Source organism: Oceanobacillus massiliensis str. N'diop, from assembly GCF_000285495.1.
GTDB lineage: Bacteria > Bacillota > Bacilli > Bacillales > Amphibacillaceae > Oceanobacillus > Oceanobacillus massiliensis.
The window spans coordinates 631,114-656,219 of sequence record NZ_HE610977.1 but is presented as its reverse complement, the minus strand read 5'-3'; the positions used below and the strand labels follow the sequence as shown (position 1 = coordinate 656,219).

27 protein-coding genes are annotated in these 25,106 nt (G+C 40.1%); 20 read left to right on the top strand and 7 right to left on the bottom strand.

Annotation, left to right across the window (positions count from 1 at the left end; all coding sequences use genetic code 11):
* Window positions 1–25: 25 nt before the first annotated feature.
* A complete protein-coding gene (locus OMHG_RS08790; RefSeq protein ID WP_010650177.1) occupies window positions 26–259 on the bottom strand; it encodes a YhdB family protein in 234 nt (77 codons plus the stop codon).
* 170 nt (window positions 260–429) lie between these two features.
* Here OMHG_RS08790 and OMHG_RS08785 point away from each other — a divergent pair, with 170 nt between their 5' ends.
* The 9 genes from OMHG_RS08785 (at window position 430) to map (ending at window position 8,179) form a co-directional block, all read left to right on the top strand.
* Window positions 430–1,032, top strand: coding sequence for a YhcN/YlaJ family sporulation lipoprotein (locus OMHG_RS08785; RefSeq protein WP_010650175.1), 603 nt, complete (start codon window positions 430–432; stop codon window positions 1,030–1,032).
* Window positions 1,033–1,200: 168 nt separating this feature from the next.
* On the top strand, window positions 1,201–1,839 hold the full coding sequence (locus tag OMHG_RS08780; RefSeq protein ID WP_010650174.1) for a class I SAM-dependent methyltransferase: 639 nt from the start codon (window positions 1,201–1,203) through the stop codon (window positions 1,837–1,839).
* Window positions 1,840–1,863: 24 nt separating this feature from the next.
* Window positions 1,864–2,325 (top strand): S-ribosylhomocysteine lyase, encoded by a 462-nt coding sequence (locus OMHG_RS08775; RefSeq protein WP_010650173.1) that lies wholly within the window; start codon window positions 1,864–1,866, stop codon window positions 2,323–2,325.
* 30 nt (window positions 2,326–2,355) lie between these two features.
* Complete coding sequence (locus OMHG_RS08770) at window positions 2,356–3,282, top strand: PLP-dependent cysteine synthase family protein (protein WP_010650171.1); 927 nt, start codon at window positions 2,356–2,358, stop codon at window positions 3,280–3,282.
* Between the two features lie 15 nt (window positions 3,283–3,297).
* The gene (locus OMHG_RS08765; protein ID WP_010650169.1) at window positions 3,298–4,431 is read left to right on the top strand and encodes a bifunctional cystathionine gamma-lyase/homocysteine desulfhydrase; all 1,134 of its coding nucleotides are present in this window, start codon (window positions 3,298–3,300) and stop codon (window positions 4,429–4,431) included.
* A gap of 91 nt (window positions 4,432–4,522) precedes the next feature.
* Window positions 4,523–5,890 (top strand): dipeptidase, encoded by a 1,368-nt coding sequence (locus OMHG_RS08760; protein ID WP_010650168.1) that lies wholly within the window; start codon window positions 4,523–4,525, stop codon window positions 5,888–5,890.
* Window positions 5,891–5,989: 99 nt separating this feature from the next.
* Window positions 5,990–6,745, top strand: coding sequence for a (S)-benzoin forming benzil reductase (locus OMHG_RS08755; RefSeq protein ID WP_010650167.1), 756 nt, complete (start codon window positions 5,990–5,992; stop codon window positions 6,743–6,745).
* Window positions 6,746–7,049: 304 nt separating this feature from the next.
* A complete protein-coding gene (locus OMHG_RS17900; RefSeq protein ID WP_010650166.1) occupies window positions 7,050–7,169 on the top strand; it encodes a YjcZ family sporulation protein in 120 nt (39 codons plus the stop codon).
* A 254-nt stretch (window positions 7,170–7,423) separates the two neighbouring features.
* Window positions 7,424–8,179: a type I methionyl aminopeptidase gene (gene map / locus OMHG_RS08750; protein WP_010650165.1), complete on the top strand. Its 756-nt coding sequence runs from the start codon at window positions 7,424–7,426 to the stop codon at window positions 8,177–8,179.
* Between the two features lie 299 nt (window positions 8,180–8,478).
* Here map and nhaC read toward each other — a convergent pair whose 3' ends face one another.
* Window positions 8,479–9,846 (bottom strand): Na+/H+ antiporter NhaC, encoded by a 1,368-nt coding sequence (gene nhaC, locus OMHG_RS08745; protein ID WP_010650164.1) that lies wholly within the window; start codon window positions 9,844–9,846, stop codon window positions 8,479–8,481.
* A gap of 847 nt (window positions 9,847–10,693) precedes the next feature.
* Between nhaC and OMHG_RS08740 the strand changes: the two genes are divergently transcribed.
* Together OMHG_RS08740 and OMHG_RS08735 are read left to right on the top strand one after the other, a co-directional pair.
* Window positions 10,694–11,419, top strand: coding sequence for an AzlC family ABC transporter permease (locus OMHG_RS08740; RefSeq protein ID WP_010650162.1), 726 nt, complete (start codon window positions 10,694–10,696; stop codon window positions 11,417–11,419).
* Complete coding sequence (locus OMHG_RS08735; RefSeq protein WP_010650160.1) at window positions 11,416–11,706, top strand: AzlD domain-containing protein; 291 nt, start codon at window positions 11,416–11,418, stop codon at window positions 11,704–11,706. Before OMHG_RS08740 ends, OMHG_RS08735 begins: the two co-directional genes overlap by 4 nt.
* Window positions 11,707–11,979: 273 nt before the next feature.
* On the opposite strand, the gene OMHG_RS08730 is transcribed toward OMHG_RS08735, so the two are convergent.
* The gene (locus OMHG_RS08730) at window positions 11,980–12,858 is read right to left on the bottom strand and encodes a cation diffusion facilitator family transporter (protein ID WP_010650159.1); all 879 of its coding nucleotides are present in this window, start codon (window positions 12,856–12,858) and stop codon (window positions 11,980–11,982) included.
* Between the two features lie 295 nt (window positions 12,859–13,153).
* On the opposite strand from OMHG_RS08730, the gene OMHG_RS08725 reads away from it, so the two are divergent.
* The gene (locus OMHG_RS08725; RefSeq protein ID WP_010650157.1) at window positions 13,154–13,387 is read left to right on the top strand and encodes an IDEAL domain-containing protein; all 234 of its coding nucleotides are present in this window, start codon (window positions 13,154–13,156) and stop codon (window positions 13,385–13,387) included.
* A 383-nt stretch (window positions 13,388–13,770) separates the two neighbouring features.
* The gene (locus OMHG_RS08720) at window positions 13,771–15,075 is read left to right on the top strand and encodes an MFS transporter (protein ID WP_010650155.1); all 1,305 of its coding nucleotides are present in this window, start codon (window positions 13,771–13,773) and stop codon (window positions 15,073–15,075) included.
* A 342-nt stretch (window positions 15,076–15,417) separates the two neighbouring features.
* Here the strand turns inward: OMHG_RS08720 and OMHG_RS08715 are convergent, their stop codons facing one another.
* Window positions 15,418–16,329 carry a zinc dependent phospholipase C family protein gene (locus tag OMHG_RS08715; protein ID WP_010650154.1) on the bottom strand — a complete coding sequence of 304 codons (912 nt, stop codon included), beginning with the start codon at window positions 16,327–16,329 and terminating at the stop codon, window positions 15,418–15,420.
* A gap of 298 nt (window positions 16,330–16,627) precedes the next feature.
* On the opposite strand from OMHG_RS08715, the gene fumC reads away from it, so the two are divergent.
* Window positions 16,628–18,013, top strand: coding sequence for a class II fumarate hydratase (fumC, locus tag OMHG_RS08710; RefSeq protein ID WP_010650153.1), 1,386 nt, complete (start codon window positions 16,628–16,630; stop codon window positions 18,011–18,013).
* 598 nt (window positions 18,014–18,611) lie between these two features.
* Window positions 18,612–18,812, top strand: a complete 201-nt coding sequence (locus tag OMHG_RS08705; protein WP_010650151.1) for an alpha/beta-type small acid-soluble spore protein — start codon at window positions 18,612–18,614, stop codon at window positions 18,810–18,812.
* A gap of 173 nt (window positions 18,813–18,985) precedes the next feature.
* Here the strand turns inward: OMHG_RS08705 and OMHG_RS08700 are convergent, their stop codons facing one another.
* Together OMHG_RS08700 and OMHG_RS08695 are read right to left on the bottom strand one after the other, a co-directional pair.
* The gene (locus OMHG_RS08700) at window positions 18,986–20,083 is read right to left on the bottom strand and encodes an ABC transporter ATP-binding protein (protein WP_010650149.1); all 1,098 of its coding nucleotides are present in this window, start codon (window positions 20,081–20,083) and stop codon (window positions 18,986–18,988) included.
* Window positions 20,084–20,173: 90 nt separating this feature from the next.
* Complete coding sequence (locus tag OMHG_RS08695) at window positions 20,174–21,067, bottom strand: PucR family transcriptional regulator (RefSeq protein WP_010650147.1); 894 nt, start codon at window positions 21,065–21,067, stop codon at window positions 20,174–20,176.
* 158 nt (window positions 21,068–21,225) lie between these two features.
* On the opposite strand from OMHG_RS08695, the gene OMHG_RS08690 reads away from it, so the two are divergent.
* Window positions 21,226–21,576 carry a YlbF/YmcA family competence regulator gene (locus tag OMHG_RS08690; protein ID WP_010650145.1) on the top strand — a complete coding sequence of 117 codons (351 nt, stop codon included), beginning with the start codon at window positions 21,226–21,228 and terminating at the stop codon, window positions 21,574–21,576.
* Between the two features lie 99 nt (window positions 21,577–21,675).
* On the opposite strand, the gene OMHG_RS08685 is transcribed toward OMHG_RS08690, so the two are convergent.
* Window positions 21,676–21,861, bottom strand: a complete 186-nt coding sequence (locus OMHG_RS08685; protein ID WP_010650143.1) for a YhzD family protein — start codon at window positions 21,859–21,861, stop codon at window positions 21,676–21,678.
* A gap of 132 nt (window positions 21,862–21,993) precedes the next feature.
* Between OMHG_RS08685 and OMHG_RS08680 the strand changes: the two genes are divergently transcribed.
* The 4 genes from OMHG_RS08680 (at window position 21,994) to OMHG_RS08665 (ending at window position 24,907) form a co-directional block, all read left to right on the top strand.
* Entirely contained in the window at window positions 21,994–22,893 is a 900-nt protein-coding gene (locus OMHG_RS08680; protein ID WP_010650141.1) for an ABC transporter ATP-binding protein, read from the top strand.
* Window positions 22,886–24,139: an ABC transporter permease gene (locus OMHG_RS08675; protein ID WP_010650139.1), complete on the top strand. Its 1,254-nt coding sequence runs from the start codon at window positions 22,886–22,888 to the stop codon at window positions 24,137–24,139. Before OMHG_RS08680 ends, OMHG_RS08675 begins: the two co-directional genes overlap by 8 nt.
* Before the next feature lie 146 nt (window positions 24,140–24,285).
* Window positions 24,286–24,657 (top strand): rhodanese-like domain-containing protein, encoded by a 372-nt coding sequence (locus tag OMHG_RS08670; RefSeq protein WP_010650137.1) that lies wholly within the window; start codon window positions 24,286–24,288, stop codon window positions 24,655–24,657.
* Window positions 24,647–24,907: a metal-sensitive transcriptional regulator gene (locus tag OMHG_RS08665; protein ID WP_010650135.1), complete on the top strand. Its 261-nt coding sequence runs from the start codon at window positions 24,647–24,649 to the stop codon at window positions 24,905–24,907. The genes OMHG_RS08670 and OMHG_RS08665 overlap by 11 nt, the downstream gene beginning before the upstream one ends.
* Window positions 24,908–25,106: the final 199 nt, after the last annotated feature.

Here is a 25,106-nt window from a genome sequence, read left to right as displayed (position 1 = left end):
GCTTTTCCTTTTTTACTGCTTTTAATTACATTTCCAGGATGACCGGTGGATTGTATTTCATTGCGTGGTCTATATAATATAGAAGCGTGTCGTGTGTATCAATGACCTGTGACTGGTCCAGCGAGTAATGGTATGCATTCAAAAACTGTTCAATTTTCTTGGAAAGAATGTCATCTTTTGTTCGAACCATCAATACCAGTAGATCATCCCATTGACCCCACAACGTATAATAAAGCGCTTTGTCGTAATCTGGAATCATGGTTTACCCCTCCTTGATTTTCAAGGGTACAATTATGTTTTCCTGCTTTGTATATATAATGTCATTAACAATTATGGTGTGAATACCATAATAAGGATTTTGCTTTAAACTGAATAGTAATCATCCTCCGCTGCATACTAAGAACAAACTTATGTAAGGAGGATTTTCAGATGAAATTTAAATTTTTAATTATAGTGTCAATGCTGTTCTTTGTTTTGGCTGCATGTCAGAATGCGGATGATAATAATCAGGAGACGGGAACAGGGACAGGAAATAATGTAGAGCAGACAAGGAACAATACTGGTGACGGCATGGTTGGTGATCGTAACCATATGATGAGCAGGGATTCAGAACGATTCCAAGATCGTGATACTGGACAAAATGCAGAAAACAACAGCAACAAGCAATATGACGTTTCTGAAGAGGCAGCAGAATTAATCGCCAATGAAGTTAATGAGGTTGACCGTGCATATGTGCTATCTACTGACAATAACGCATATGTTGCTGCAACCTTGAAAAATAATGAAGGAAACAATAATGGAAACAACGGTAACAACCAGGAAAATGAACTTTCTGATGAAGTTAAAGGACAAATAGGAGATATCGTCAGATCCGTTAATAACGATATTGAAAATGTATATGTTTCAACGAATCCGGATTTTGTCGATTTAACCAATAATTATGTCAATGATGTTGATAACGGTGAACCGATTGAAGGTTTCTTTGATCAAATGGGAACGATGATTGAACGTATTTTCCCGCAAAACAGATAATATATAAGCGGATTAAAAAACGGATGCAGCTGCATTCGTTTTTTTGATTTTGTGTTACGTACTTACCAGCAGCGGATGGGTGGGTAACCAATATCGTTTTAATTACATATAATCCTAAGTATCCACAGTAATATAGTAAAGATTCAGAACGCCTTGAGGTGATTAGTATTGGGCAGGGAATTTATTGATTTATTTGAGGAATGGGCAATCGACTATGATAAAAGTGTAGTAGGAGAAGACCCGCAATACAGGGAAGTTTTTTCGAATTATGAACAAATACTTGACGCGGTCGTTGGCGAAAGCTCAGGGACGGTTGCAGAGTTTGGAGTTGGAACAGGGAACCTGACGATAAAGCTTCTCAAAGCAGGTCATAATGTATTCGCAATCGAACCATCGAAAGCAATGCGTGAAATTGCAAAGAAAAAAATACCATCGCTTAGCATTATTGATGGTGATTTTCTGGACTATCCGACATTTGCCGAACAGATAGATACAATTGTAAGTACCTATGCTTTTCATCACTTAACAGACAATGAAAAGAAGACAGCAATAAATAAGTTTGCGGCATTGCTCCCATCTACAGGTAAAATTATCTTCGCAGATACGATGTTTAGAACGGTGAAAGACAAGCAAAAGAAAATAGCAGAAGCTATAAGAAAAAGTCATCATGATTTGGCCGATGATTTGCAGCGTGAATATTATCCAACAATCGATACAATGAAGAATACTTTTGAAACGAGTAATTTTGATGTATCATTTAGACAAATGAATGATTTTGTTTGGATAATAATCGCAAGCAAAAAATAAAGCCACTGAGGAGAGATGACAGAAATGACAGAAAAGATGAATGTAGAAAGTTTTAACCTTGACCATACAAAAGTAAAAGCGCCATATGTACGGCTAGTGGGTATTACAGAAGGAATGAATGGGGATAAAGTATATAAATATGATATCCGCTTTAAGCAGCCAAACAAGGAATATATGGAGATGGCTGGACTTCATTCACTGGAGCATTTAATGGCTGAAAATATTCGCAACTATACCGATTCCGTGTTGGATATTGGACCAATGGGATGCCAGACAGGATTTTATTTGTCACTCATCAACCATGAGGAATATGATGATGTTCTGATTATATTGGAAAAGACTTTAAATGATGTCCTTAAGGCTGAAGCAGTTCCTGCATGCAATGAGGTACAATGCGGCTGGGCGGCAAATCACAGTCTGGAAGGTGCAAAAGAGATAGCTGAGGAAATGCTCCATCATAAAAATGAATGGCATGAAGTATTCTAACAGAGATTTCTAAACAGAGAGGCGAAATGGATGGCTCTTTATAAATCGGTTTCTGAGTTGATCGGTGAAACACCTTTGCTGGAAATCATGAATTTTGACTTACCTGCAGGGGTTCAATTATTTGCGAAACTCGAATATTTCAACCCAGGTGGCAGTGTTAAGGATAGACTTGGCGTTGAGTTAATCAATGAGGCACTAGATAAAGGCTATGTTAAGGAAGGCGGTACGATTATCGAACCGACCGCCGGTAATACAGGTATCGGAATTGCAATCGCTGCAAGAGAGAAGAACTTATCCGTTATTTTTTGTGTTCCAGAGCATTTTAGTAAGGAGAAGCAACAACTGATGCAGGCTTTGGGAGCCAAAATTGTCCACACTCCCCAGAAAACAGGCATGAAGGGTGCAATAGACAAAACGGCAGCATTATTGCGAGAGATTCCTAATAGTTTCTCTCCGAAGCAATTTTCTAATCCTGCCAATCCAATGACATATTATAAATCCATCGCACCAGAAATTTGGAGAGACCTCAAAGGGAAAATAGATGTTTTTATTGCTGGTGCTGGAACTGGCGGTGCCTTTATGGGGATAGCCAAGTATTTAAAAGAGAAAAATCCTGCCATAAAAACAGTAATTGTGGAGCCCGATGGTTCGATAATCGGCGGTGGGAAACCGGGACCTCATCGAACGGAAGGAATTGGGATGGAGTTTATTCCCGATTTCCTGGATCTTTCTTATATCGACAAAATCCAAACAATTTCAGATGAACATGCTTTCCAGATGGTGAGGGAACTAGCTTCCAGAGAAGGAGTCCTGGCGGGGAGTTCCTCAGGTGCAGTAATGTACGCTGCATTACTGGAAGCGGGCACATTAACAAATGGTGGATCAATTGTAACCATTTTTCCAGATGGTAGTGACCGATATCTTAGCAAGAATATATACGAAGTCACTGAAATGTAAGGGAGATGGATCATAGTGAGAGCAAAAACGAAGATGATTCATAGCGGCATAACAGGCGAGAAGCAAACAGGTGCTGTGTCGGTTCCAATTTATCAGGTAAGTACGTATAAGCAGGATAGTGCGGGCAATCATCGCGGCTATGAATATTCAAGAACGGGTAATCCGACCAGGCACGCCCTGGAAACGGTAATCGCTGAATTGGAAAACGGGAAAGCCGGAGCCGCATTTGGTTCCGGGATGGCTGCTATTACCTCTGTCATGATGCTGTTTGATTCAGAAGACCATATCATAATGACCGATGATGTGTATGGTGGTTCCTATCGTTTGATAACAAAGGTATTGAACCGATTGAAATTGGAACATACCTTTACAGATACAAGTTCTCCCGCTTCTGTTGAGACGGCAATCAATGAGCATACAAAAGCCATCTATGTAGAAACCCCTACCAATCCGTTGCTTAAAATCACGGATATCCAAAAGATGTCAGAGATTGCCAAAAAGCACGGTTTATTGTTGATTGTTGATAATACCTTTGCAACCCCTTATTGGCAGCGACCGCTAGAGCTGGGCGCAGATATTGTATTGCATAGTGCAACAAAGTATATTGGCGGTCATAGCGATGTAGTTGCAGGGCTCGTTGTTGTGAATACAGAAGAACTCGCGCAAGAGATCTATTTTATCCAGAATGCTGTTGGAGCAGTTCTCGGCCCCCAAGATTCCTGGCTGCTAATGCGGGGTATCAAAACATTGGCATTGCGCATGGAGGCAATTGAAGCAAATACACGGAAGATTGTTTCTTTCCTGGAGAGCCATGAAAAAGTGCCAACCATTTATTACCCTGGTCTTGAAAGTCATCCAGGACACGAAGTTGCCTCTAAACAGGCTGCTGGATTCGGAGGGATGGTGTCATTCGATGTCGGCAGTGGAAAGGCAGCAGAAAAAGTACTTGCCGCAGTGAACTATTTTACTCTCGCTGAGAGCCTGGGAGCGGTGGAAAGTCTGATTTCATTGCCTGCTAAAATGACTCACGCCTCCATTCCGGCTGCCAGAAGGAAAGAGCTTGGAATAACGGATGGATTGATTCGCATTTCTATTGGGATTGAAGACGCAGAGGACTTGATTGAAGACTTGGAAGCTGCTTTGGCTTAATTAATGGGGACATTCCTTTTCAATGGATTGTCCTTTTTAATTTCTGTTATGCTAAAATGAAATTAATTAAAACGAACTGGAGGAATGGCAAATGAGCGAAAAAGCATTGCAATATATAAAAGAAAACCGGGAGACCCTCCTTGGAAAATTGAATGATTTTCTATCGATTCCAAGTGTAAGCACCGACAGCAGCTATCAAAAAGATGTAAGCAATGCTGCAGATTTCATTATTACATATTTGAATGATATCGGTTTTGAAAATGTAGAAAAGCAGGAGACGGAGGGGCATCCACTTGTTTATGGGGAATACAATGGTGCAGGCAAGGACGCTCCAACTGTACTGTTCTACGGCCATTATGATGTACAGCCGGCGGAACCGATTGAGTTATGGGAAAGCGATCCATTTAAACCCGAGGTAAGAGATGGCAGGCTTTATGCACGCGGATCAAGTGATGATAAAGGACAGGTCTTTATGCACTTGGCCGTGTTTGAAGCGTATATGAAGACAGAAGGAAAGCTTCCAATCAACGTAAAAGTATGTATCGAGGGAGAGGAAGAAATCGGCAGTGAGAATCTTTATCGCATTCTTAATGAGAAGCAAGAAAAGTTTCAAGCTGACTTTGCTGTGATTTCCGATTCTGGCATGGCTGAGAAAAACCAGCCAACAATCCTATATGGATTAAAAGGTTTTACTGGTATAGAAATTACGGTAAATGGACCAGATCATGATCTGCATTCAGGAATGTATGGTGGCGCAATACGGAATCCGATCATCGCTCTCAGTCATATTCTTGCTTCCATGAAAGACGAAAATGAAGTAGTCACAGTCGATGGCTTCTATGATGATGTCGAACCATTGGATGACGAGGAAAGAAAATTAATGGAGAAGGCGCCTGGGGAAGACTTTGTTACGGCAACTGGAGTTCCGGAGACAGTGTCCGAAGCAGGCTATACACCAAAAGAGCATACAATGGGCCGCCCAACATTTGAAATCAACGGGATATATGGTGGCTATCAAGGTGAAGGGACAAAAACTATTATCCCTTCCTCAGCCACTGCGAAAATCACCTGCCGTCTTGTTCCAGGACAGGACCCTGAGAAAATCCAGCAATTATTGGAGGATCATATCAATAAAGCTGCTCCATCTGGAATTACTGTAGAAGTGAAAAAAGAAAAACTATCAGCAAAAGCTTACAAAGTGGAACCAACACACCCACTGATCGAAAAAGCTGCCAGCAGTTATACAAAGGCATTTGGAAAAGATACCGTCTACCTAAGAATGGGTGGATCGATTCCTGTAGTCGAATGGATTGAAGCAATCTATCATATTCCAATTGTGCTATTGGGATTCGGCACACCTGAAGACCGTCTTCATTCACCAAATGAAAGCTTTCCATTGGACAGCTTTGATAAAGGCATGGAAACACTTATCTATTATTGGGATGGAGTAAAGAACTAAAGAAGTCGTCCATAAAACAAGAATAACTAATTTAAATACCCTGTTTCTGAGAATCGGATTCGGGGTATTTTACTTAAATAGCAGAATAGGGTGGATAGGATGAAATATGCCATTGTAACAGGTTCCTCTAGGGGGCTCGGTGAATCGATAGCTCAATTGTTTCTCGAATCTGATGTACATGTCATTGGATTGTCACGAACCGCAAATGATCATTTAGCTGCGATAGCAAAAGAAAATCATATGATGTTTAAACATATTCCTTGTGATCTTGGAAACAGTCAAATATTGGACCAAACTTGTCATGAAATCAGTAAGATAATTTTCACAGAAGATACCACTGCAATTTATCTGATCAATAATGCAGGCGTTGTAGAACCTATTGAACAATCTTTAAACATTAAGACAGATGAATTGGTGAGGCATGTCCATGTAAATACCATTGCACCTATGGCAATTACGAATTACTTCTTGGGGAAAGCAACTGAAAAGGGTGTTCCGCTCATTACTGCAAACATCACTTCAGGAGCCGCCGAATCACCGGTCTCCGGATGGAGTGCCTACTGCAGCACGAAAGCAAGCATAAATATGTATACCAAAACGGCAGCCCTTGAACAGCAAGAGCTGAAAACCGATAATAAGGTGATTGCATTCAATCCGGGAATTATGGATACAGGGATGCAGGAAAAAATCCGTTCCAGTTCTGTATCAGAATTCTCCAGAGTGGAAACATTCAAAGGATATAAAGAGCAAGATCTGTTAAAGGATACGGATCACATTGGTGGCGTTCTCGTTGATATTGTGACAGACGAGAATATTAAAAATGGAAAAATCTATAACGTAAAGAATTATTTGTAGCTCCATTTTGTTAAATCATTGTTGTTTCATGACACAAAATTTATAAACTGCGAGGTAACATGGGATGAGATCTATCCCCACTATGGAAACACACTGTGCATTTCGCGGCCTCTCGCTAAGCCAGTGTACTACATACGATTACTCCCTTGTTCCCTTGCACCCGAGAAAACTGAAAATGTCAGCCTGAGAATATTAGAATCATCAATACTTTTGAAAAGAGCCTAAATAAATAAGCAAATAGCCCTCCCCATTTTAAAGACTCAGCATAAAGTAAAGTAGTCTCGAAAATAGAGGAGGGAACAGAATGAGTAAAGAAGGTTCAGATTTCGGATCAAGCGGTTTCGCATTGCTGGTCGTATTATTCATTTTATTAATAATCATCGGTACTGCATATACTGGCGGATACGGTGGGGGATACTGTTAAGTAAACAAAAGCGCAGCGGGTCAATTCCGCTGCCTTTATTTATGCTATGGGGTACATACATAATCGAATAATCATAATAAGTGAAGAAGTAAGCAGGCCAGTACATTGCCTCAGCCTTATTTAGGAGTGTTTCGTTACTGTATTTGTCGGTGTTTTATGATACACTTTAATTTGGATATTTTACTGATTTAATGATTGCTTTGCTATATAGACTGTTGATACATGGTGACACACATAAGAAAGGAAGTTTATTTATGATCACAAGGAAAAGTAAAAGAGAATTGGAACAGATGCAGCAAGCAGGTGACATTCTTGTTGCATGTCATAAAGAGATTGCCAAAATGATAAAACCGGGAATCACGACCTTGGAAATAGATGCATTTGCAGAAAAATTCATGGCTGAACATGGTGCAACACCAGAGCAAAAAGGATACAACGGTTACCCGTATGCCATCTGTGCATCTGTTAACGATGAAATCTGCCATGGATTTCCGAATAATGAGCCATTAAAGGATGGCGACATCGTAACGATTGATATGGTTGTGAATCTGAATGGCGGTCTTGCCGATTCAGCATGGACCTATGCAGTAGGCAATATTGATGCAGTAGGCAAACGTCTGATGGATGTAACAAAGACTGCTCTTTATAAAGGGATAGAACAGGCACAGGCAGGCAATCGGATTGGCGATATCGGTCATGCCATTCAGACATATGCAGAAGGTGAAGGCTTTTCTGTCGTGCGTGATTTTACAGGTCATGGAATTGGGCCAACAATTCATGAAGATCCGCATGTACCGCATTATGGCTTACCAAACAAAGGCCTTCGCCTGAAAGAAGGTATGGTTATTACCATTGAACCAATGATAAATGAAGGAACATGGGAAAGCCAAATGGATGATAATGGCTGGACAGCAAGAACAATCGACCAGGGTCGCTCTGCACAATACGAACATCAGATTGTCATAACCAAAGAGGGACCCCTCATTATAACGGATCAGGATAAAGAATAACATTTAAAAGGAATTGATGAGGGTTATAGGATAATAGTGTAAGCAATAAGATTTTGAGGTTTCTCTTAAGTGGGGAACCTTTTTTTCTTGGGAGAAAGTAAATGGCGAGTGAAGAGTTTATTTTTATAATTGCTGCTGATTCATATTTATAGTTGATGAAATGCAGCGGATTTTAAATAATTTATCCATCTGAAAGCGACTATCCGATGAACAAACCATCGATTCACGATATATCATAATTGCGTCTTATAAAACGAAGCAAACAGGAAGAGGGGTGCTCTTCCTGTTTGTTTCTAGGTTTATTTCTGTTTTGCTGTTTTGGCTCCAAATAGGATGGTGATAACAGGACTGAGCAGGCAGAAAAATGCAAAAGGCAGATAGGAGAGTACAGAGACACCTAACACATCCGCTATAAAAACACCGCAGACACTCCATGGAACAAGAGGATTAATTACTGTTCCTGCATCCTCCAACGTCCGTGAAAGAGACTTTTTAGTAAGACCTGCTTTGTCATAAATATCCTTATAGGTTTCTCCTGTCAGCAAGATCGATAAATACTGTTCACCAATTAACACATTGACACCGATCGCCGTTGCAGCAGTGGAAAGAATGATCGAACGGGCATTTTGCAATTTTTCCTGAAAGGAGGCTAACATGCTAGGGAGAATGCCGGTGACAAATAAAAGACCACCGAAGCTCAGAGCAAGGATAACTAACGAGATGGTAAAGAGCATGCTATTGATGCCCCCTTTTGTTAATAGCTCATTCACAGGCTCAAAGTCTGTTGTCCCGGTATAGCCATTGAACCAAATATTCCAGATTTCCAACCAGCCGATTCCACTCGTGAAGCTTGCCGATAATGTGGCAAGTATACTGCTGACTGCAAGCGAAATAAATGCGGGGATTTTAAATATGGTACAAATAACCAAGGCAACTAATGGTAGCCAGGAAGCCCAGTGAATCAAACCGGCCGATTGAAGTGCTGTTTGGTATTGCTCTACTTTTCCGAGAGAAACCGTTTCATCTGGTGAAAGAAGAATAAAAAGAACAAGTGAAATTATAAATGCCGGAATAGTTGTAAGACCAATATGCTTGATATGTTCAAATAAATCCACACCAACAATGCTTGATGCCAGATTGGTTGTATCGGATAATGGAGACATTTTATCGCCGAAAAACGCCCCGGAAACAATGGCTCCTGCCGTTATTGCCAGCTCAGCATCCATCGCAACCGACATCCCAATAAACGCAACACCAACGGTTGCAGAGGTTGTCAGAGAACTCCCGAGGGCTACACCGATAATGGCAGTAACAGCAAAAACGATTCCATAAAACCAAGTGCTGCCTATAACAGAAAAGCCGGTATTGATTAAAGCTGGGATCGTTCCACTAATCATCCAGCTGCTAATTAGTATTCCAATGAGAAAGAAGAGAAATATTGCCCCCATTCCGGAATTTGCCCCGGCAATCATTGCTGCCTGTAAATCCTTAAAAGGTATCTGTTTCATAAGTCCATATGCGATTAGGGCCAGCGTTCCCAGCAGTATGGGGATGTGTGGGACTGTTTCCAGACCAATGATGAAATAGCTGATTAAACCTACCGTACAAAGAAAGAATAGGATTGCTTCCATGATGGAAGGACGATGTCTTGGACTTATTGGAATCATGATGTTTCCTCCTTCTTGAAAATAATAAAAAGCCCCGTCCCTGAATAGGGACGAAGCTTCACTCCGCGTTACCACCCTGATTGGTGAAATGAATTCACCCTCTCATTGTATGTAATCCGTTCATGGATTGCTGCATGCAATCGGGGGATATGTAATTCAATTATTATCTGCCAAAGCTTGCACCAACCGCTTTGTCTCTGTTTTTTGCTGGACAATAATCTACTCTGTATCCTTGGATTAAAGGTAATTTAATTAGGCTCTTTTCGTAAGAATTGTTGTTATTTCTAATTTTATATTTGATGGAAACTGTGACGTAACAAGAAATGATTGGTCCTTTATCTCCACTCCGGAAATACACTGCGCTTTCCGCGGGCTCGCGCTAAGCCTCCTCGCTCGCAAAGTTCGCTCTCTGTGGGGTCTTAGCGTCTTCGCTTTTCCCGCAGGAGTCTTCGTGTATTTCCTGCGTTGTGATTAGGCTTTCTCAATCCAATTACTAATATTCAATTATTAAGCTGATGGATTGGAGCGCAGGGCAGTCGACTCCAGCGGGAAAAGCAGCAGCTGAAGATCCCGCAGGAAGTGGATTTCTTCCGAGGAAGCTGAAGCGGTGCCCGCGGAAAGCGACTGCCCGGAGCGGAAATCGGCTGAGTCTGTTACTTCGCAGTTAATATATTTTATGAAAAACAACTATCTTTGAGAAAACAGCCTTTAATTATGATAATAATGACTATACATCTTTCATTCTTTGTTTGTCAATAACATATATTTCCCTCTTTTAGGCCTTTAATTTTACGAAAAATTCAGTTATAATAAATAGAATTTTACAAAAGGGGGATTGTAAGAAATTGTGACAAAAAGTGAAGAGGGGAATTCATCTGCAACAATACATATGATAAAACAAGGTCTCGCTACAGGATTTCCTATTATGCTCGGATATCTTCCAGTAGCAATTACGTATGGAGTGCTGGCGAAACAATCAGGTATGACCTTGGCTGAATTAACATTAATGAGTGTAATGGTTTTTGCCGGGGCAAGCCAGTTTATGGCGGTGAATATGGTTGCAGTTGGTACAGGGGCTTTGGAGATTATTATTGCGACCTTTGTATTGAACTTCCGTCATTTTGTTATGAGCCTATCCTTTATGAGTCTGCTCAAAGATATTAGTTTAAAATGGAAAATTCCTCTGTCATTCGGACTGACAGATGAGACATTTGCTGTGTCTGCAGTAAATCCCAAACAGAGCAGAAAGGAAAAAGGAGCAGTATTTTATGGGACAATTATTATAATTGCTTATCTATCCTGGATTTTCGGATCTTTTTTCGGAGGGCTTCTAGGTGAAATAATACCAGAGAGTCTTAGTCAAAGTATGGGGATTGCTTTATATGCTATGTTTATTGGTCTGCTTGTTCCAACCATCAAAAAAGAAAAGCGGATTGCAGCTATTGCTGTGATTGCCATGCTGGTGAATGCTTTATGTGTACAGCTTGGTATGAGCTCTGGCTGGGCGATTGTTGCCGGAACAGTGATTGGTGGAATGAGTGGAATCTTTATGCTTAAGGAGGACAGGGCATGATTTGGATTATTATTGGGATGTCTATCGTGACGGTGCTCCCACGGATCATACCGGCTTTCATCGTAGAAAAAATGCAGTACAGGCCATGGGTAAATAGATGGCTTGCATCGATACCTTACGCAGCATTAGGAGCATTGATATTCCCTGGAATATTAGCGGTTAGGCCAGAGGAACCGCAAATTGGGTTGATAGGTGGAGTTGTTGCTGCGGTTCTTGCATTTATGGGATTGAATGTTGTGCTGGTTGTTATTGGAGCAATCCTTACAGTCTTTTTATTTTCATTATAATTCTTGCTTTAAAAGGCTGCTTCTGTCTCATGAGCCGTGACATCTATATCAGCTTGTTACCGAGAATATATCAGCATTGTTTGGAATATAACAGCGAAAGACACCATATATCAGCATCTTTAGGCAACTTATCAGTAAATTTTGTGATATATCCGTGATTATCCATTATTTTATAGAGCTGGAAAACCACCTTCCAACACATTCTCAAATTGAAGATTCCAGAAGGTGCTGGTAGCCAATCAAGTACTATCAAGCAGGGATACCATTTTTTGGTCATCCTTGCTTTTCTGTATACGGTTCAATATGAATATGTGCATGTGTGATATCATGCTTTTTATCGAGGTAGTATTCGATTCTCTCTGTAATTTTGTGACTCTCTTCAACATTCAACGTCGGATCCACCAATATGGTTATTTCAATCAATGCTTGATTGCCATGAACCCTTCCTTTTACATCAAGCACTTCTTTTACCTCTGCATCCTTTGAAATACTTCGCTGAATTCGCTGCAGCTGCTCCTCATCGAAACCGTCTGTCAGCGTTATCGTCGAATCTTTAAATATATCCCATGCCGTTTTGCATATAATCAGACCTACCAGCATCCCTGCCAGAGGGTCAAGCCAGCTGATTCCGGATTGTGCACCGATAATCCCGATAAAAACGCCAATACTTACCAATGCATCGGATAGATTGTCTTTTGCCGCTGCGTTTAATGAGCTGCTCTCTACTTTCTTGGCCAGATTCGAATTATAACGATATACAAATAACATGATGCATGCTGCCCCAAGTGCTGTCCAAGCTGTGAGCATGTCCGGCTGTATTACTTCCTGATTAAATACCTTTTTAAAAGTATCATAAATCACCTGCACACCGATAAACATCATAATGAATGCTGCAAACAGGGAGGCAATCGTTTCTGCACGGTAATGGCCATAACGATGAACTTCGTCTGGTGGCTTTCTGGAGATTTTTAATCCAATCAATACGGCAATCGACGCGATTACATCGGTTGTGTTATTCAACCCATCTGCTCTTAGCGCATCTGAACTGCCTATTGCAGCAATATAGAGTTTAATGAAGGATAGAAAAATATAAGCAATAATACTGATCCATGCTCCTTTTTCTCCCTTTTTCAAGTTCTCTGAATGATCCATTGTTCTGCCTCCAAATTCACTTGCTTTATATAGATTACCCTCTTTGAGCCTGTTTAAAGATTGACAGGCCTAAGTGTAAGGGAAAAGTTAACTTTAATAGTCTATCAGAGGAACATTGGTGGGTCTAGAGAAAAAATCAGGCACAAGGTAATTTATATTGCGATTTGTTAAGTAAGTTTGCTGAAGGAAAATCAGAAAATCTTCAAAAAATAAATTGCTGAATATATCAGAATCCAGTTGCAATTATTCTAAAAATTTAGGATAATGATAAAAAGGAACAAAGGGGGCATGTTCCATGAAGAAGGAAAAGATTGTTTACAGATTTTTTCGATATGAAGGCCAAAGATTAGATGCTAAACGGGAAATTCCTTATGAAATAAGAATAGCTTCACGACTGGTTTTGGATGAACTTTGTTTCAACTGGAATAAAAAGCAATTGGAAGAAGATATTAATGGCTCCATTGATAAAGGCAATAAAGATCAATTTATGAAATTAAGTAAAGCATATAGACATTTTGTTTGGGAATAACAACAGAAGCCTTACCTCAGTCGGTGAGGCTTTTTTTTGCTGAAATACTCGAAATTGGGTTAAATTAGTGACGGCAAGCGAAGAAAAAAGTAACACGACTGCTACTGGGAAGTGCCGTCCTAAGATAAGCAGGGAATCGGATTTCCTTGCTTTTTGTTTTCTTTTTGTAAATTTTTATAAATGGATAGGTCTAAAGGACTTTTATTTGATATGCTTTTTAAATCTGGAAGGCTCTCTTTTGCGAATAGGTGAATAGATGGTGGGGGTGGAGCCAAAGTTGAATCTGGGAAGGATGTCATTTGGAAAGTGTTCGCTGCTGTCCGATCAGATTGTATAAAATATGGGTAGCGAATCAACAGCCTTTTTTAAAGAGGGGGAGGACAATGGAGAAAAGAAAGAAGCTACAAAGAAGCTGGATGCTCTATGATTTCGGTAATTCCGCATTTGCAACGACGATTATGGCTGCAGTACTTCCTGTTTACTATTCAAGTGTTGCAGCTTCCGGTCTGGAAGAAGGACTGGCCACGAGTTATTGGGGCTATTCACAATCAATATCGGTCCTGATTGTCGCAGTACTGGCACCCATTTTAGGAGCTATCAGTGATTTCTCTGCATCGAAAAAGAAATTCCTTCAGTTTTTTGCCTTTATGGGTATTATAGCCAGTATTTTATTATTTTTTGTTGGCGAAGGAGACTACATATTAGCATCGGTATTATTTATTGTAGGATCAATCGGTTTCTCAGGAGCAAATATTTTTTATGATGGATTTTTACCTGAAATAGCAGGGGAGGATGATATAGACCGTATTTCGTCCGGTGGTTTTGCCTTTGGCTATATTGGGGGCGGGCTATTGCTTGCAGTAAACATTGTTATGATTCTCAACCCAGGCTGGTTTGGATTAGCAGACACCGCAATGGCCAGCAGGGTATCCTTTGTCACGGTTGGTGTATGGTGGCTGGTTTTCTCTATCCCTTTAATCAAAAATATTAAAGAAGAGAAAAAGGTACTTGTGAAACGGAATCAATCCTATCTATCAACTGGTTTTTCGAGGGTAGGCAGCACATTTAAGGAAATCCGGCAATATAAGCAGGCGGCGATTTTTCTGCTGGCTTTTTGGCTGTACAATGATGGGATATCGACTATTATCCGTATGGCAACTGTTTATGGCAGTGAAATAGGGATTGCTTCAAATGATTTAATACTTGCTTTATTGATAACCCAGTTTGTTGGTATACCTTTTACCTTTTTCTTTGGTTGGCTCGCAACAAAAATCACAGCAAAAAAAGCATTGAATATAACGCTTTTTGTTTATTTGGGAATTGTCATTATCGGATATTTCATGAATTCATCCTTACATTTTTACATTCTCGCTTTCTGTGTTGGCTTGGTGCAAGGTGGTGCCCAGTCATTGAGCAGGTCCATATTCGGGAGGATGGTACCAGCAGATAAACATGCGGAGTTCTTTGGCTTTTATGGGATTTCCTCGAAGTTTGCAGCGGTAATTGGTCCATTTATGTTTGCCTTTGTTGGCCAAATCACAGGCAACAGCAGATTGGGAATTATTTCGCTCGTTGTCTTCTTTATCGTTGGTATCATTCTTTTGAGGTTTGTTGACATAGAAAAGGGAGTCCAGGAGGCGATAAAAGCTACCGAACCTGAAGGCGAAGTAAGGGTAAAACCGAGGTAATAGTCAAAAGTGCATTATAACAGCTTTGGCCAAGTCGCTGCGGGCAGTTGCTTTCCGCTTATGGTGTTAGCTTCCTGCAAGATCTTCTGCTGTTGCTATTCCCGCAGGAGTCGACTGCACTAAGCTTCAATCCATTAGCTTAGAAATGGAATGTCAAGGATGTATATTATTTATATGAACACTAAACATCGCACCAAATAAAACGTAGACTTCGCAAATTCTGCTCTCGTGCTATGCTGCCGAACCTGAAGCAAAGTAATCTTGAGCTACGTTCCGATTTATCAGATCCAGCTGCAAAAAACCAATAATACTAAAAAAGCAGGGTGCTGATGCACGCTGCTTTTACACGATTGGATCACAGTATCTATTTTCAAGAAGAAGCTTAAGGGGTTTGCCGGTGTCATAAGAAATATTTGCAATCAGTTCACTCAGCCGTTGCTTGGAATAATGGTTATTATTTTGCCAGTAGTTCTGCAGCTCTGTCAAAATTTCAATTCCCTCCACCCGTGCCTTGTCATATAATTCAATAAAACTTTTACTTGAAGGCTCATTTGTTGCCGGATGATACCAGGTAGTCCGGTTCATATTCAGATAGTCAATGCTGTCATGGATAGGCTGATGTGAATAGGAAGAAATCAAGGAGCCAAGCAATTTATTTTTCCAGCCGTAGGGATCCGATAGTATCTTTAATGCAAAAAGCATATCTCTGTATGATTTCTGAATGTAATCGGCGGGAACGTTTAAATCTGGGTAGTATTTTTTTATGGTTTGGTCCATCAGGGCTTGAACTTCAGGATTCAATGACTTTCCGACACTGATTTCTTTATACACCGCTGACTTCCATGTTTTCAATTTGTAATATTTTTCCAGCATTAATGTGTCAATCAGCACTTCAAGCTTTTGATGCTTGCTCCCTTCATAACCTGCGCGATAATGGATAAAGGGATGTGTATTGCGGTCCAATATATGATGGGTAACAAAGCCTGTCACGTAGGCTTTGACTTCCCTGCATTGATTCTTAGCATGAACGATCAATTCCATCAGAAAGTCCCCGCAATTTTCCGTGTGAAGAACTGATCCCACTTCGTTTACCGGATCTTTTTTGATCCAAGGCCAAAAATTATAATAGAAAAAGGGGTCAGGCCCCTGTGCTCCTAACTTCATATAGGGTTCGTATGGTGAAAATGGATATGGTTTTTTAACCGCATCTACAACATCTTCACAGAATAGTATATGTGTCCATATATTCGGCATAAAGAAATCCTCCTTTAAAACGGTACTTTAAGAAATGATGGTATGAAAGACTTCTGTTTAAACGTATAGTCAGTGATGCGAAAGGTCTTTTTAACAACTAACTACAACGTATTATATCGAAAAACCGTGCTGAATTGGAAGGAATTGTAGTACAATTTTGTGTCATTGCAATCTTTTGACTCCATTTTACGCAGGTCTTTACATTATTTTTGATGGATAAGTAGTAATTTATTTGAAAAATTTGATACAATAGAGAGGGTTTCAACAGTTATATTATCCGACAATGGGAGGAATTGAAATGGATTATCGCGTCGAACGGGACACCATAGGAGAAATAAAGGTACCAGCTGACAAATATTGGGGGGCACAAACGCAAAGAAGTAAAGAGAACTTTCCAATTGGTGATCAAAAAATGCCAACTGAAATTATAAAAGCGTTTGCAATATTAAAGAGAAGCGCAGCAAAAGCCAATAGTGATCTTGGACTAATGGAAAAAGACAAGGCTGAAGCAATCTACTACGCGGCAGATCAAGTTCTTGAAGATAAATTGAATGAGCACTTTCCACTGGTCGTATGGCAGACGGGAAGTGGTACCCAATCAAATATGAACGTAAATGAAGTATTGGCTTACGTCGGCAATAACTGGCTGGAGGAGAAAGGGAGCAAGATAAGGCTCCATCCGAATGATGATGTGAATAAATCGCAAAGCTCTAATGATACATATCCTACAGCGATGCATGTAGCCTCTGTATTAAAGCTCGAGGACATCGTAATTCCTGCAATCAAACAGTTAAAAGCTACATTTAATGAGAAAAAGGAAGCATTCTCCGATATCGTCAAAATTGGACGTACACATTTGCAGGATGCTACACCACTAACACTTGGTCAAGAAATCAGCGGCTGGCATCGTATGCTGGAAAAATCAGAAATGATGATTCGAGAAAGTGCAAACCATCTAAGGGAATTGGCAATTGGCGGCACTGCAGTTGGTACGGGGCTCAATGCACATCCAGAGTTTTCCGAACGTGTATGTAAGGCAATCAGTGAATATACAAGTAAGGAATTCGTATCTGCACCCAATAAATTTCATGCATTAACGAGTCATGATGAAACTGTTTATGCCCATGGAGCACTGAAAGCATTGGCTGCTGATATGATGAAGATCGCCAATGACGTTCGCTGGCTTGCAAGTGGACCGCGTTGTGGAATTGGCGAGATTACGATTCCTGCTAATGAACCTGGAAGTTCCATTATGCCTGGGAAAGTTAACCCGACACAAAGTGAGGCCGTAACAATGGTAGCTGCCCAGGTGATGGGAAATGACGCTGCAATCGGATTTGCTGCAAGTCAGGGGAATTTTGAATTAAATGTATTCAAACCAGTTATCGCGTATAACTTCCTTCAATCCAGCCAATTACTTGCAGATAGTATTATGTCATTTGATGAGCGTTGCGCTGCAGGAATAGAGCCAAATATGGAACAGATCGAAAAATACTTAAATGATTCCTTAATGCTTGTGACAGCCTTAAACCCTCATATCGGCTATGAGAATGCAGCAAAGATTGCAAAAAAGGCTTTTAATGATAATTCTACCTTAAAGGAAACGGCTATTGAACTTGGTTTATTGACTGCAGAAGAGTTTGACGAATATGTCAATCCAAAAGAAATGACACATCCAAAATAATCAGGAAAAAGAGCAGGCGGCATTAATAGCAGCCTGTTCTTCTTTTTGGCTCTTTTCGTAAGTATTGCTGTTATTTCTGACTTTGTATTTGATGGAAACTGTGACGCAACAATATATGATTGGTGATTTATCCCCACTCCGGAAATACATTTCGCTTTCCGCGGGCTCGCGCTAAGCCTCCTCGCTCGCAAAGTTCGCTCTCTGCGGGGTCTTAGCGTCTTCGCTTTCCCGCAGGAGTCTCCGTGTATTTCCTCCGTTGTGATTTGGCTTTCTGAATCAAATTACTGATATTCAATTATTAAGCTGATTGATTGGAGCGCAGGGCAGTCGACTCCAGCGGGAAAAGCAACAGCTGAAGACCCTGCAGGAAGTGGGTTTCTTCCGAGGAAGCTGAAGCGGTGCCCGCGGAAAGCGACTGCCCGTAGCGGAAATCGGGAATTGCTATTACGTCGTAGTTTATATATTTGATGTGAAAATAACAATTTTGAGAAAACAGTCTCTTTTTTCAGAAGGTGGTAGATATCCTACAATTTACCAGCACTATTTTGTCATAAGATTTTCCGATGTGCAGACAATAGAATTACAGGAGGTGATAAACATGGCTAGCAACAATAGTTCAAACCAATTACTTGTTCCTGGAGTACAACAAGCTCTTGATCAAATGAAATATGAAATTGCTCAAGAATTTGGTGTTAATCTTGGTGCTGATACTACTTCACGTGCGAATGGTTCTGTAGGTGGAGAGATCACTAAACGTCTTGTTCAAACTGCACAACAACAAATGAATGGAAGCTTCTAAATAATAATATGGCTGGAGGGGAAGTCTTTTAAGGCTTTCCTTCCTTACATAATTGGGTGTCTTTCCAGGATTTATCATTTAACAGTCAAAACATGCCTTTGTGACTAGTATAGCCAGAAGTTTGGCTATTTATAGAAGAAAAGAGAAGTGGTGTTATCCACTTCTCTAAATGATTATCTGATTCGCAGTTCTGTATCTTTATCGAAGAAATGCACTTTGTTCATATCAAATGCAAGTTCAATATTGTCTCCACCCTTGATATCTGTTCGGGAGTCCACTCTTGCTACGAAATCCTGTGTACTTAGTTTGGAGTAGAGGATGGATTCAGCCCCCATCAATTCTGCAACCTCAATGGTAGCAGAAATTTTGCTTTCTGGAGAGGAATCGATGAACACAAGCTCATCATGGATGTCCTCTGGGCGTATTCCAAGAACAACTTCTTTTTCTACATAATTTTGTTCGCGAAGCATTTTCATTTTACCTTCTGGAACTTTTAATTTTACATCATCAATCACTAAATATCCTTCTATTAATTTGGCTGTAAAGAAGTTCATGGAAGGTGAACCAATAAAGCCTCCAACAAAGATATTTTCCGGTAGATCATATACGTCTTTAGGGGCACCTACCTGTTGGATAATGCCATCCTTCATCACCACAAGCCTGGTGGCCATTGTCATTGCCTCTGTCTGGTCATGGGTTACATAGATAGTAGTTGTCTGCAGACGCTGATGAAGCTTTTGAATTTCGGCACGCATCTGTACACGCAGCTTAGCATCCAGATTGGATAATGGTTCATCCATAAGGAATACTTTAGCATCCCGAACAATTGCCCGTCCGAGTGCTACACGTTGACGCTGCCCACCGGACAATGCTTTTGGTTTACGATCCAGGTATGCTTCCAGTCCAAGGATTTTGGCTGCATTATTGACACGTTGATCGATTTCATCTTTTTTAAATTTTCGAAGTTTTAGTCCAAATGCCATATTATCATATACATTCATATGAGGATATAGAGCATAGTTTTGGAAAACCATGGCAATATCACGGTCTTTTGGTGCAACGTCATTCATTTTCCTATCATCGATATATAGCTCACCATCTGAGATTTCTTCCAATCCTGCAATCATCCGTAATGTTGTGGATTTACCACAGCCTGATGGGCCTACAAATACAATAAATTCTTTATCCTTGATATCCAGATTAAAGTCATTTACCGCAATAACGTTTTTATCATAAGATTTTTGAATATGTTCCAAGCGTAACTCAGCCATTTTATTCCCTCCAATGTATATTTTTTCTATAGTTATAGCTTAACGAAAGGGCTTACATTTGGGAATGGCAAACATGCACAAAGATTGTCCCTATCCTTTGTGCATGTTTGATAGCAATGCGAGATAGACCGTCACGGCCTGTTCAAACTGCCTCACATCGATACCCGTTTTCTCATGGAATTTATCAATCCGATACTGAAGGCTGTTTCGATGCATGTATAACTTTTTTGCCGTCACAGAAACATTCAGATTGCATTGAATGAAGGTTCGGATGGTTTGGAGGAAGTCTTCATCATCCATAAAATCCTTCAATATTAGTTGTGTAATCCGCTTCCGTTTGGTTGGAGATATCTCATCTATTAGTTCGAATGGAATTGCATCGACATAGCTGACAGCTGATTTCTCCGTATAGTTAAATGCGCTTCTGGCAGATTCGATAATCGATGTATAATGATCAGTTAAGTTGGTATAGTCATGCAGGAAAGGCCCTTCGAAAAATTTGATCTTTACATACAGATCACTCATTAAAGTGTCACTGATCTGTTCGTAGGAAATATGTTCTTCCAGCTGGGAGTCTTGCTGTTCAATAATAATCCCTTCATGTTCACTCTCCCACATGACGGCAGCCGGACTGGAATAGAATTCCTTTATCGTCTCTTTAAATATGGAAGGTTCGATTTGGTCCTTCTTAAAGTGGAAATAAATAAATCGGAATGCTTGTCCAGTCATTTCCGCCTGTTCTGGTGCAGGTGCCGTGATTCTTTTTTTCCAAATCCTTTCCAGTTTTGTAGGCTTTGGGATGTTAAGATCGTACGGCAATAAAAAAGCAGATAGGATAGCTGAATCTTTTTCGCCCAATTCATCTTTATGGATACCGATAATTTGGTTTGAATCGGTCAGATACCATTGGTAGTTGTCTGGTATTTCCTCTAGTTCGTCAAAAATCAAGAAAGTAGAAAACAGTTTTTTGAGCGTATTCTGCATGGGAAAACTCCTTTTTGCTTGAGTCTATATTAAATTATAGCAGTCCCTGGTGTGGGAAAAAAAGATTTTTGACGATTTGCTATATTTTTCTTGAGGGTATACATGGGTTAAAACCTCTGTTATAGTAGCCTTAGAAATGATAACTAGGAGGGAAATTGATGCCCAATATTTATGATAGTGCATATGATTTAGAGAAAGCCATTCGCGAAAGTGAAGAATTTAAAAACCTAAAAACAGCTTATGAGACGGTTATGAACGAGCCAAGCGCAAAACAGATGTTTGAAGATTTCCGCGATACACAAATGGAGCTGCAGGAAAAGCAAATGCAGGGAATGGAAATTACGGAAGAGGAAGTTGAAAAAGCGCGTGCGATCGTGGAATCGGTACAGGAACATCAAGATATCGCCAAATTGATGGAAGAGGAGCAAAAATTAAACCTTGTAATCAATGATATCAGCCGTATCATCACGAAGCCATTAGAAGAGCTATATGGCAATTCAACAAACTAGACGATTACATAGAGGCCCGCAGAACTAAATTCTGCGGGCTTTGCATTGTAATTAATCGACAAATATCGACAAAAACCGGGAAGTGACAGGCACCCGGATTTATCGGTGGAAGAGGATTAGTTTTGCTTGCGGGTTTACGCACCGGTGTGTGTGCTCTGCAAATCCTTTCTCCAGAAGCTGTGCCTTTCCTATTTCTTTTGCCTCCTGGTCAGAAACGGCAGTGAAAGATTCATCAAGTAATTTTTCTCCAGACTTATCAAATACTGTTAAAGCGTATGATTTCATAGGTATTCCTCCTTTAGTCAGCGCTTACACTGGTATAGTTCTATTATAATTGAATTTTTTTAGTAAATGAATAATTTTGGTGAAACTAATAATTTATTTCAATCGTATAAAGAAGCAGGGAGGAGATGGAATATGACATTATTATTAAAGGACGTCACAAAACGATTCAATGAGCATACAGCCGTTAAACGGCTTTCGCTTGAAATACCGGAGAAAGAGATGTTTGGCTTTTTAGGTGGAAATGGTGCTGGGAAGACAACTACCTTTCGGATGATTCTTGGATTACTGGATATTACAGAAGGTGAAATTACCTGGAATGGGGAGTCCATAAGCTATGACAAGAGCCACTTAATTGGATATTTGCCTGAAGAGAGAGGGCTTTATCCCAAATTAACGGTAAAGGAACAATTAATCTATCTTGGAAAGCTCCGAGGGATGAACAAACAGTCAATAATTAAAGAACTTGAAGGCTGGCTGGAGCGCTTTAAGGTGCCAGAGTATATGAATAAGAAAGTGGATGAACTTTCAAAAGGAAACCAGCAGAAGATTCAATTTATCACTGCCGTCATCCATAAGCCTAAATTGCTGATTTTGGATGAACCGTTTTCTGGACTTGACCCAGTTAATGTAGAAATGCTCAAAGAAGCTGTTGTTGATTTGAAAGAGCAGGGAACTTCAATTGTGTTTTCATCACACCGAATGGAGCATGTAGAGGAGTTATGTGAGCATTTATGTATTCTGCATAAAGGAACACCGGTCGTACAAGGAACACTGAAAGATATTAAACGAACATTCGGAAAGAAAAATCTATTGATACATGGGGATTTTAACTTCGATTTTCTGCAAGATTTTCCGGGAGTTGTCAATTACAAGAAACTGGCACAGGGTTGTAAACTGCAAATAACTAATGAGGATGTTTCTCAAAATATCTTTGCAGAACTGCAGGGAAAAGGCTTCGTAAGTAAATTCGACCTGGAAGAGCCCTCATTGAACGATATTTTCATTGAGAAAGTAGGTGCTTCCTATGAATAAGTTTTGGGTTGTTCTGTCACATACATACCTGACAAGAGTTAAAACGAAATCCTTCCTTATCAGCACATTATTAACGCTTTTATTTATTGTAGGCATTACGAATTTCCAATCCATCATCGATACATTCACAGATGGGGATAAGGAAGAAATTGCAATGATTGACGAATCTGGAGCATTGGGTGAGTCTCTGCAGGAAAGCCTTACTGCTGCCGAAGAAGACTTTGAATTAATCTCCTATGATGGTTCTGTGGAAGAAGGGAAGGAAGCTGTACAGAGTGAAGATTTTAATGCATTAATTGTCATATCCATGAATGATAATCAGCTCCCGGAAGCTGCTTACTATGCAGATAATATTGCAGAGACAGGGAATCAGGCAGCAATTGAACAGCATTTGCAGCAGCTAAAAATTGCAATTGCAACACAGCAGTCAGGAATTGACGAAGCCACAATAGCAGATATCTATTCACCAATCCCTTTTGAAACAGTGGCATTGAATGAAACTGCGAAAACCGAAGAAGAGCTTGATCAAGCAAGAGGAATTGTTTATGTCATATTATTTGTCCTTTATATGGCAGTAATCATATATGGGCAGATGATAGCAACAGATGTTGCGACAGAGAAATCATCACGCGTGATGGAAATTCTGATTTCAAGTGCATCTCCAGTAACCCATATGTTTGCCAAAATTATCGGCATAGCCTTTGTCGGATTGACGCAAGTCGTCTTATTTATGGCAGTAGGTTATGCATTCCTTGCAGCAAAACAGGATGAGATGACTGGAGGATTCTTCAGCTTCTTTGGTGTTCAGGATACATCACCTTCAATCTATATATATGCTGTGATATTCTTCCTTTTGGGATATATGCTATATGCAACACTTGCAGCAATGCTTGGTTCGCTTGTAAGCCGTTTGGAGGACGTCAATCAGCTAATCACTCCAATGACAATGATGATTGTAGCAGCATTCTTAATCGCAATGTTTGGTTTGCAGATGCCGGAATCGACACTGATAACCGTCACTTCATTCATTCCGTTTTTTGCACCAATGATCATGTTTCTGCGAGTGGGGATGCTCGATCTTCCATTCTGGGAAGTTGCACTCTCAATCGGTATCCTTGTTGGTACAATAGCCATTCTCGCTTATATTGGTGCTAAAGTGTATAGCGGAGGAGTTCTAATGTATGGACGTTCCGGCTCATTCAAGGATATTAAGAAGGCAATGGCATTATCAAAAAAAGATAAGTAACACATTATAGATGAAGCAATAGCCCCCTGTCGAAACAGATAGGGGGCTAATTCTTATAAAAGGCTCTCCCTTCAAGTTTAATTCATTGACGGGATTCATATACGCGTATACGATATAAACGGTATTAAAGTTGAAGGGAGTTTGTAATGAGTATAATACTTATTGGTTTGGCAATTTATGCATCCGTATTGATTTATAAAAGGTATGTCCCGGCCCTTGGCAGTTCCAGAAGGTATACAAGAAGTGATCTCCTGTCCATAGATAATGTACTGCTGATTGATACGAGGGATTTTCAGACATCCTCAAAGGAATCGATAGCTGATATGTATCGTATACCTGTACCATATTTAAGAAGACACTATAATGAAATACCCCATAAACCAGTTGTTTTAATTGCAGCAGATTCTGTAGAAATAAATCTTGCAGCCAGATTCTTAAAGAATAAAGGATACCAAATTCAAGGTTATTGTTTATTGGATTATAAGAAGAAAAAGGAGATGTGCTGCTGTGAAATATGATGAAAAAGTCTTTAATCGTATGAAGCGGATAGAAGGACAGGTTAGAGGTGTTCTGAAAATGATGGAAGAGGAGAAAGACTGTAAAGCCGTTGTTACTCAATTGTCAGCTGCAAAGACAGCCTTGGATCGAACTTCTGCATTAATTGTCAGCAAAAACCTGGAGCAATGCATCCGTGAAAAGCAGAAAGAAGGGGAAAGTTCTGAATCGGCTATTGATGAGGCGGTGAATCTACTTGTTAAAAGCAGATAAAATCTTATGACTTCCACTTCTTGCTTCTGTTCAGAGATAATCGTGCACGTTCCTTAATCCGCTTTGGACTGGTAAATTGTTGAGATTAACTACTTGATTATTATTTAGCACCAAATGATTTTTTCAAAACCTCATGTTGTCGAAGTAAATAAAAAATTGCTCAAAAAAGGCATTACCTTTTTTTGAGCAATTTTTTTAA

Bases quoted from the DNA above. Each gene is read 5' to 3' on its own strand.
- OMHG_RS08790 (WP_010650177.1), bottom strand. From the start codon at position 259: ATGATTCCAGATTACGACAAAGCGCTTTATTATACGTTGTGGGGTCAA.
- OMHG_RS08785 (WP_010650175.1), top strand. From the start codon at position 430: ATGAAATTTAAATTTTTAATTATAGTGTCAATGCTGTTCTTTGTTTTG.
- OMHG_RS08775 (WP_010650173.1), top strand. From the start codon at position 1,864: ATGACAGAAAAGATGAATGTAGAAAGTTTTAACCTTGACCATACAAAA.
- OMHG_RS08770 (WP_010650171.1), top strand. From the start codon at position 2,356: ATGGCTCTTTATAAATCGGTTTCTGAGTTGATCGGTGAAACACCTTTG.
- OMHG_RS08760 (WP_010650168.1), top strand. From the start codon at position 4,523: ATGAGCGAAAAAGCATTGCAATATATAAAAGAAAACCGGGAGACCCTC.
- OMHG_RS08755 (WP_010650167.1), top strand. From the start codon at position 5,990: ATGAAATATGCCATTGTAACAGGTTCCTCTAGGGGGCTCGGTGAATCG.
- OMHG_RS17900 (WP_010650166.1), top strand. From the start codon at position 7,050: ATGAGTAAAGAAGGTTCAGATTTCGGATCAAGCGGTTTCGCATTGCTG.
- map (WP_010650165.1), top strand. From the start codon at position 7,424: ATGATCACAAGGAAAAGTAAAAGAGAATTGGAACAGATGCAGCAAGCA.
- nhaC (WP_010650164.1), bottom strand. From the start codon at position 9,846: ATGATTCCAATAAGTCCAAGACATCGTCCTTCCATCATGGAAGCAATC.
- OMHG_RS08735 (WP_010650160.1), top strand. From the start codon at position 11,416: ATGATTTGGATTATTATTGGGATGTCTATCGTGACGGTGCTCCCACGG.
- OMHG_RS08730 (WP_010650159.1), bottom strand. From the start codon at position 12,858: ATGGATCATTCAGAGAACTTGAAAAAGGGAGAAAAAGGAGCATGGATC.
- OMHG_RS08725 (WP_010650157.1), top strand. From the start codon at position 13,154: ATGAAGAAGGAAAAGATTGTTTACAGATTTTTTCGATATGAAGGCCAA.
- OMHG_RS08720 (WP_010650155.1), top strand. From the start codon at position 13,771: ATGGAGAAAAGAAAGAAGCTACAAAGAAGCTGGATGCTCTATGATTTC.
- OMHG_RS08715 (WP_010650154.1), bottom strand. From the start codon at position 16,329: ATGCCGAATATATGGACACATATACTATTCTGTGAAGATGTTGTAGAT.
- fumC (WP_010650153.1), top strand. From the start codon at position 16,628: ATGGATTATCGCGTCGAACGGGACACCATAGGAGAAATAAAGGTACCA.
- OMHG_RS08705 (WP_010650151.1), top strand. From the start codon at position 18,612: ATGGCTAGCAACAATAGTTCAAACCAATTACTTGTTCCTGGAGTACAA.
- OMHG_RS08700 (WP_010650149.1), bottom strand. From the start codon at position 20,083: ATGGCTGAGTTACGCTTGGAACATATTCAAAAATCTTATGATAAAAAC.
- OMHG_RS08695 (WP_010650147.1), bottom strand. From the start codon at position 21,067: ATGCAGAATACGCTCAAAAAACTGTTTTCTACTTTCTTGATTTTTGAC.
- OMHG_RS08690 (WP_010650145.1), top strand. From the start codon at position 21,226: ATGCCCAATATTTATGATAGTGCATATGATTTAGAGAAAGCCATTCGC.
- OMHG_RS08685 (WP_010650143.1), bottom strand. From the start codon at position 21,861: ATGAAATCATACGCTTTAACAGTATTTGATAAGTCTGGAGAAAAATTA.
- OMHG_RS08680 (WP_010650141.1), top strand. From the start codon at position 21,994: ATGACATTATTATTAAAGGACGTCACAAAACGATTCAATGAGCATACA.
- OMHG_RS08675 (WP_010650139.1), top strand. From the start codon at position 22,886: ATGAATAAGTTTTGGGTTGTTCTGTCACATACATACCTGACAAGAGTT.
- OMHG_RS08670 (WP_010650137.1), top strand. From the start codon at position 24,286: ATGAGTATAATACTTATTGGTTTGGCAATTTATGCATCCGTATTGATT.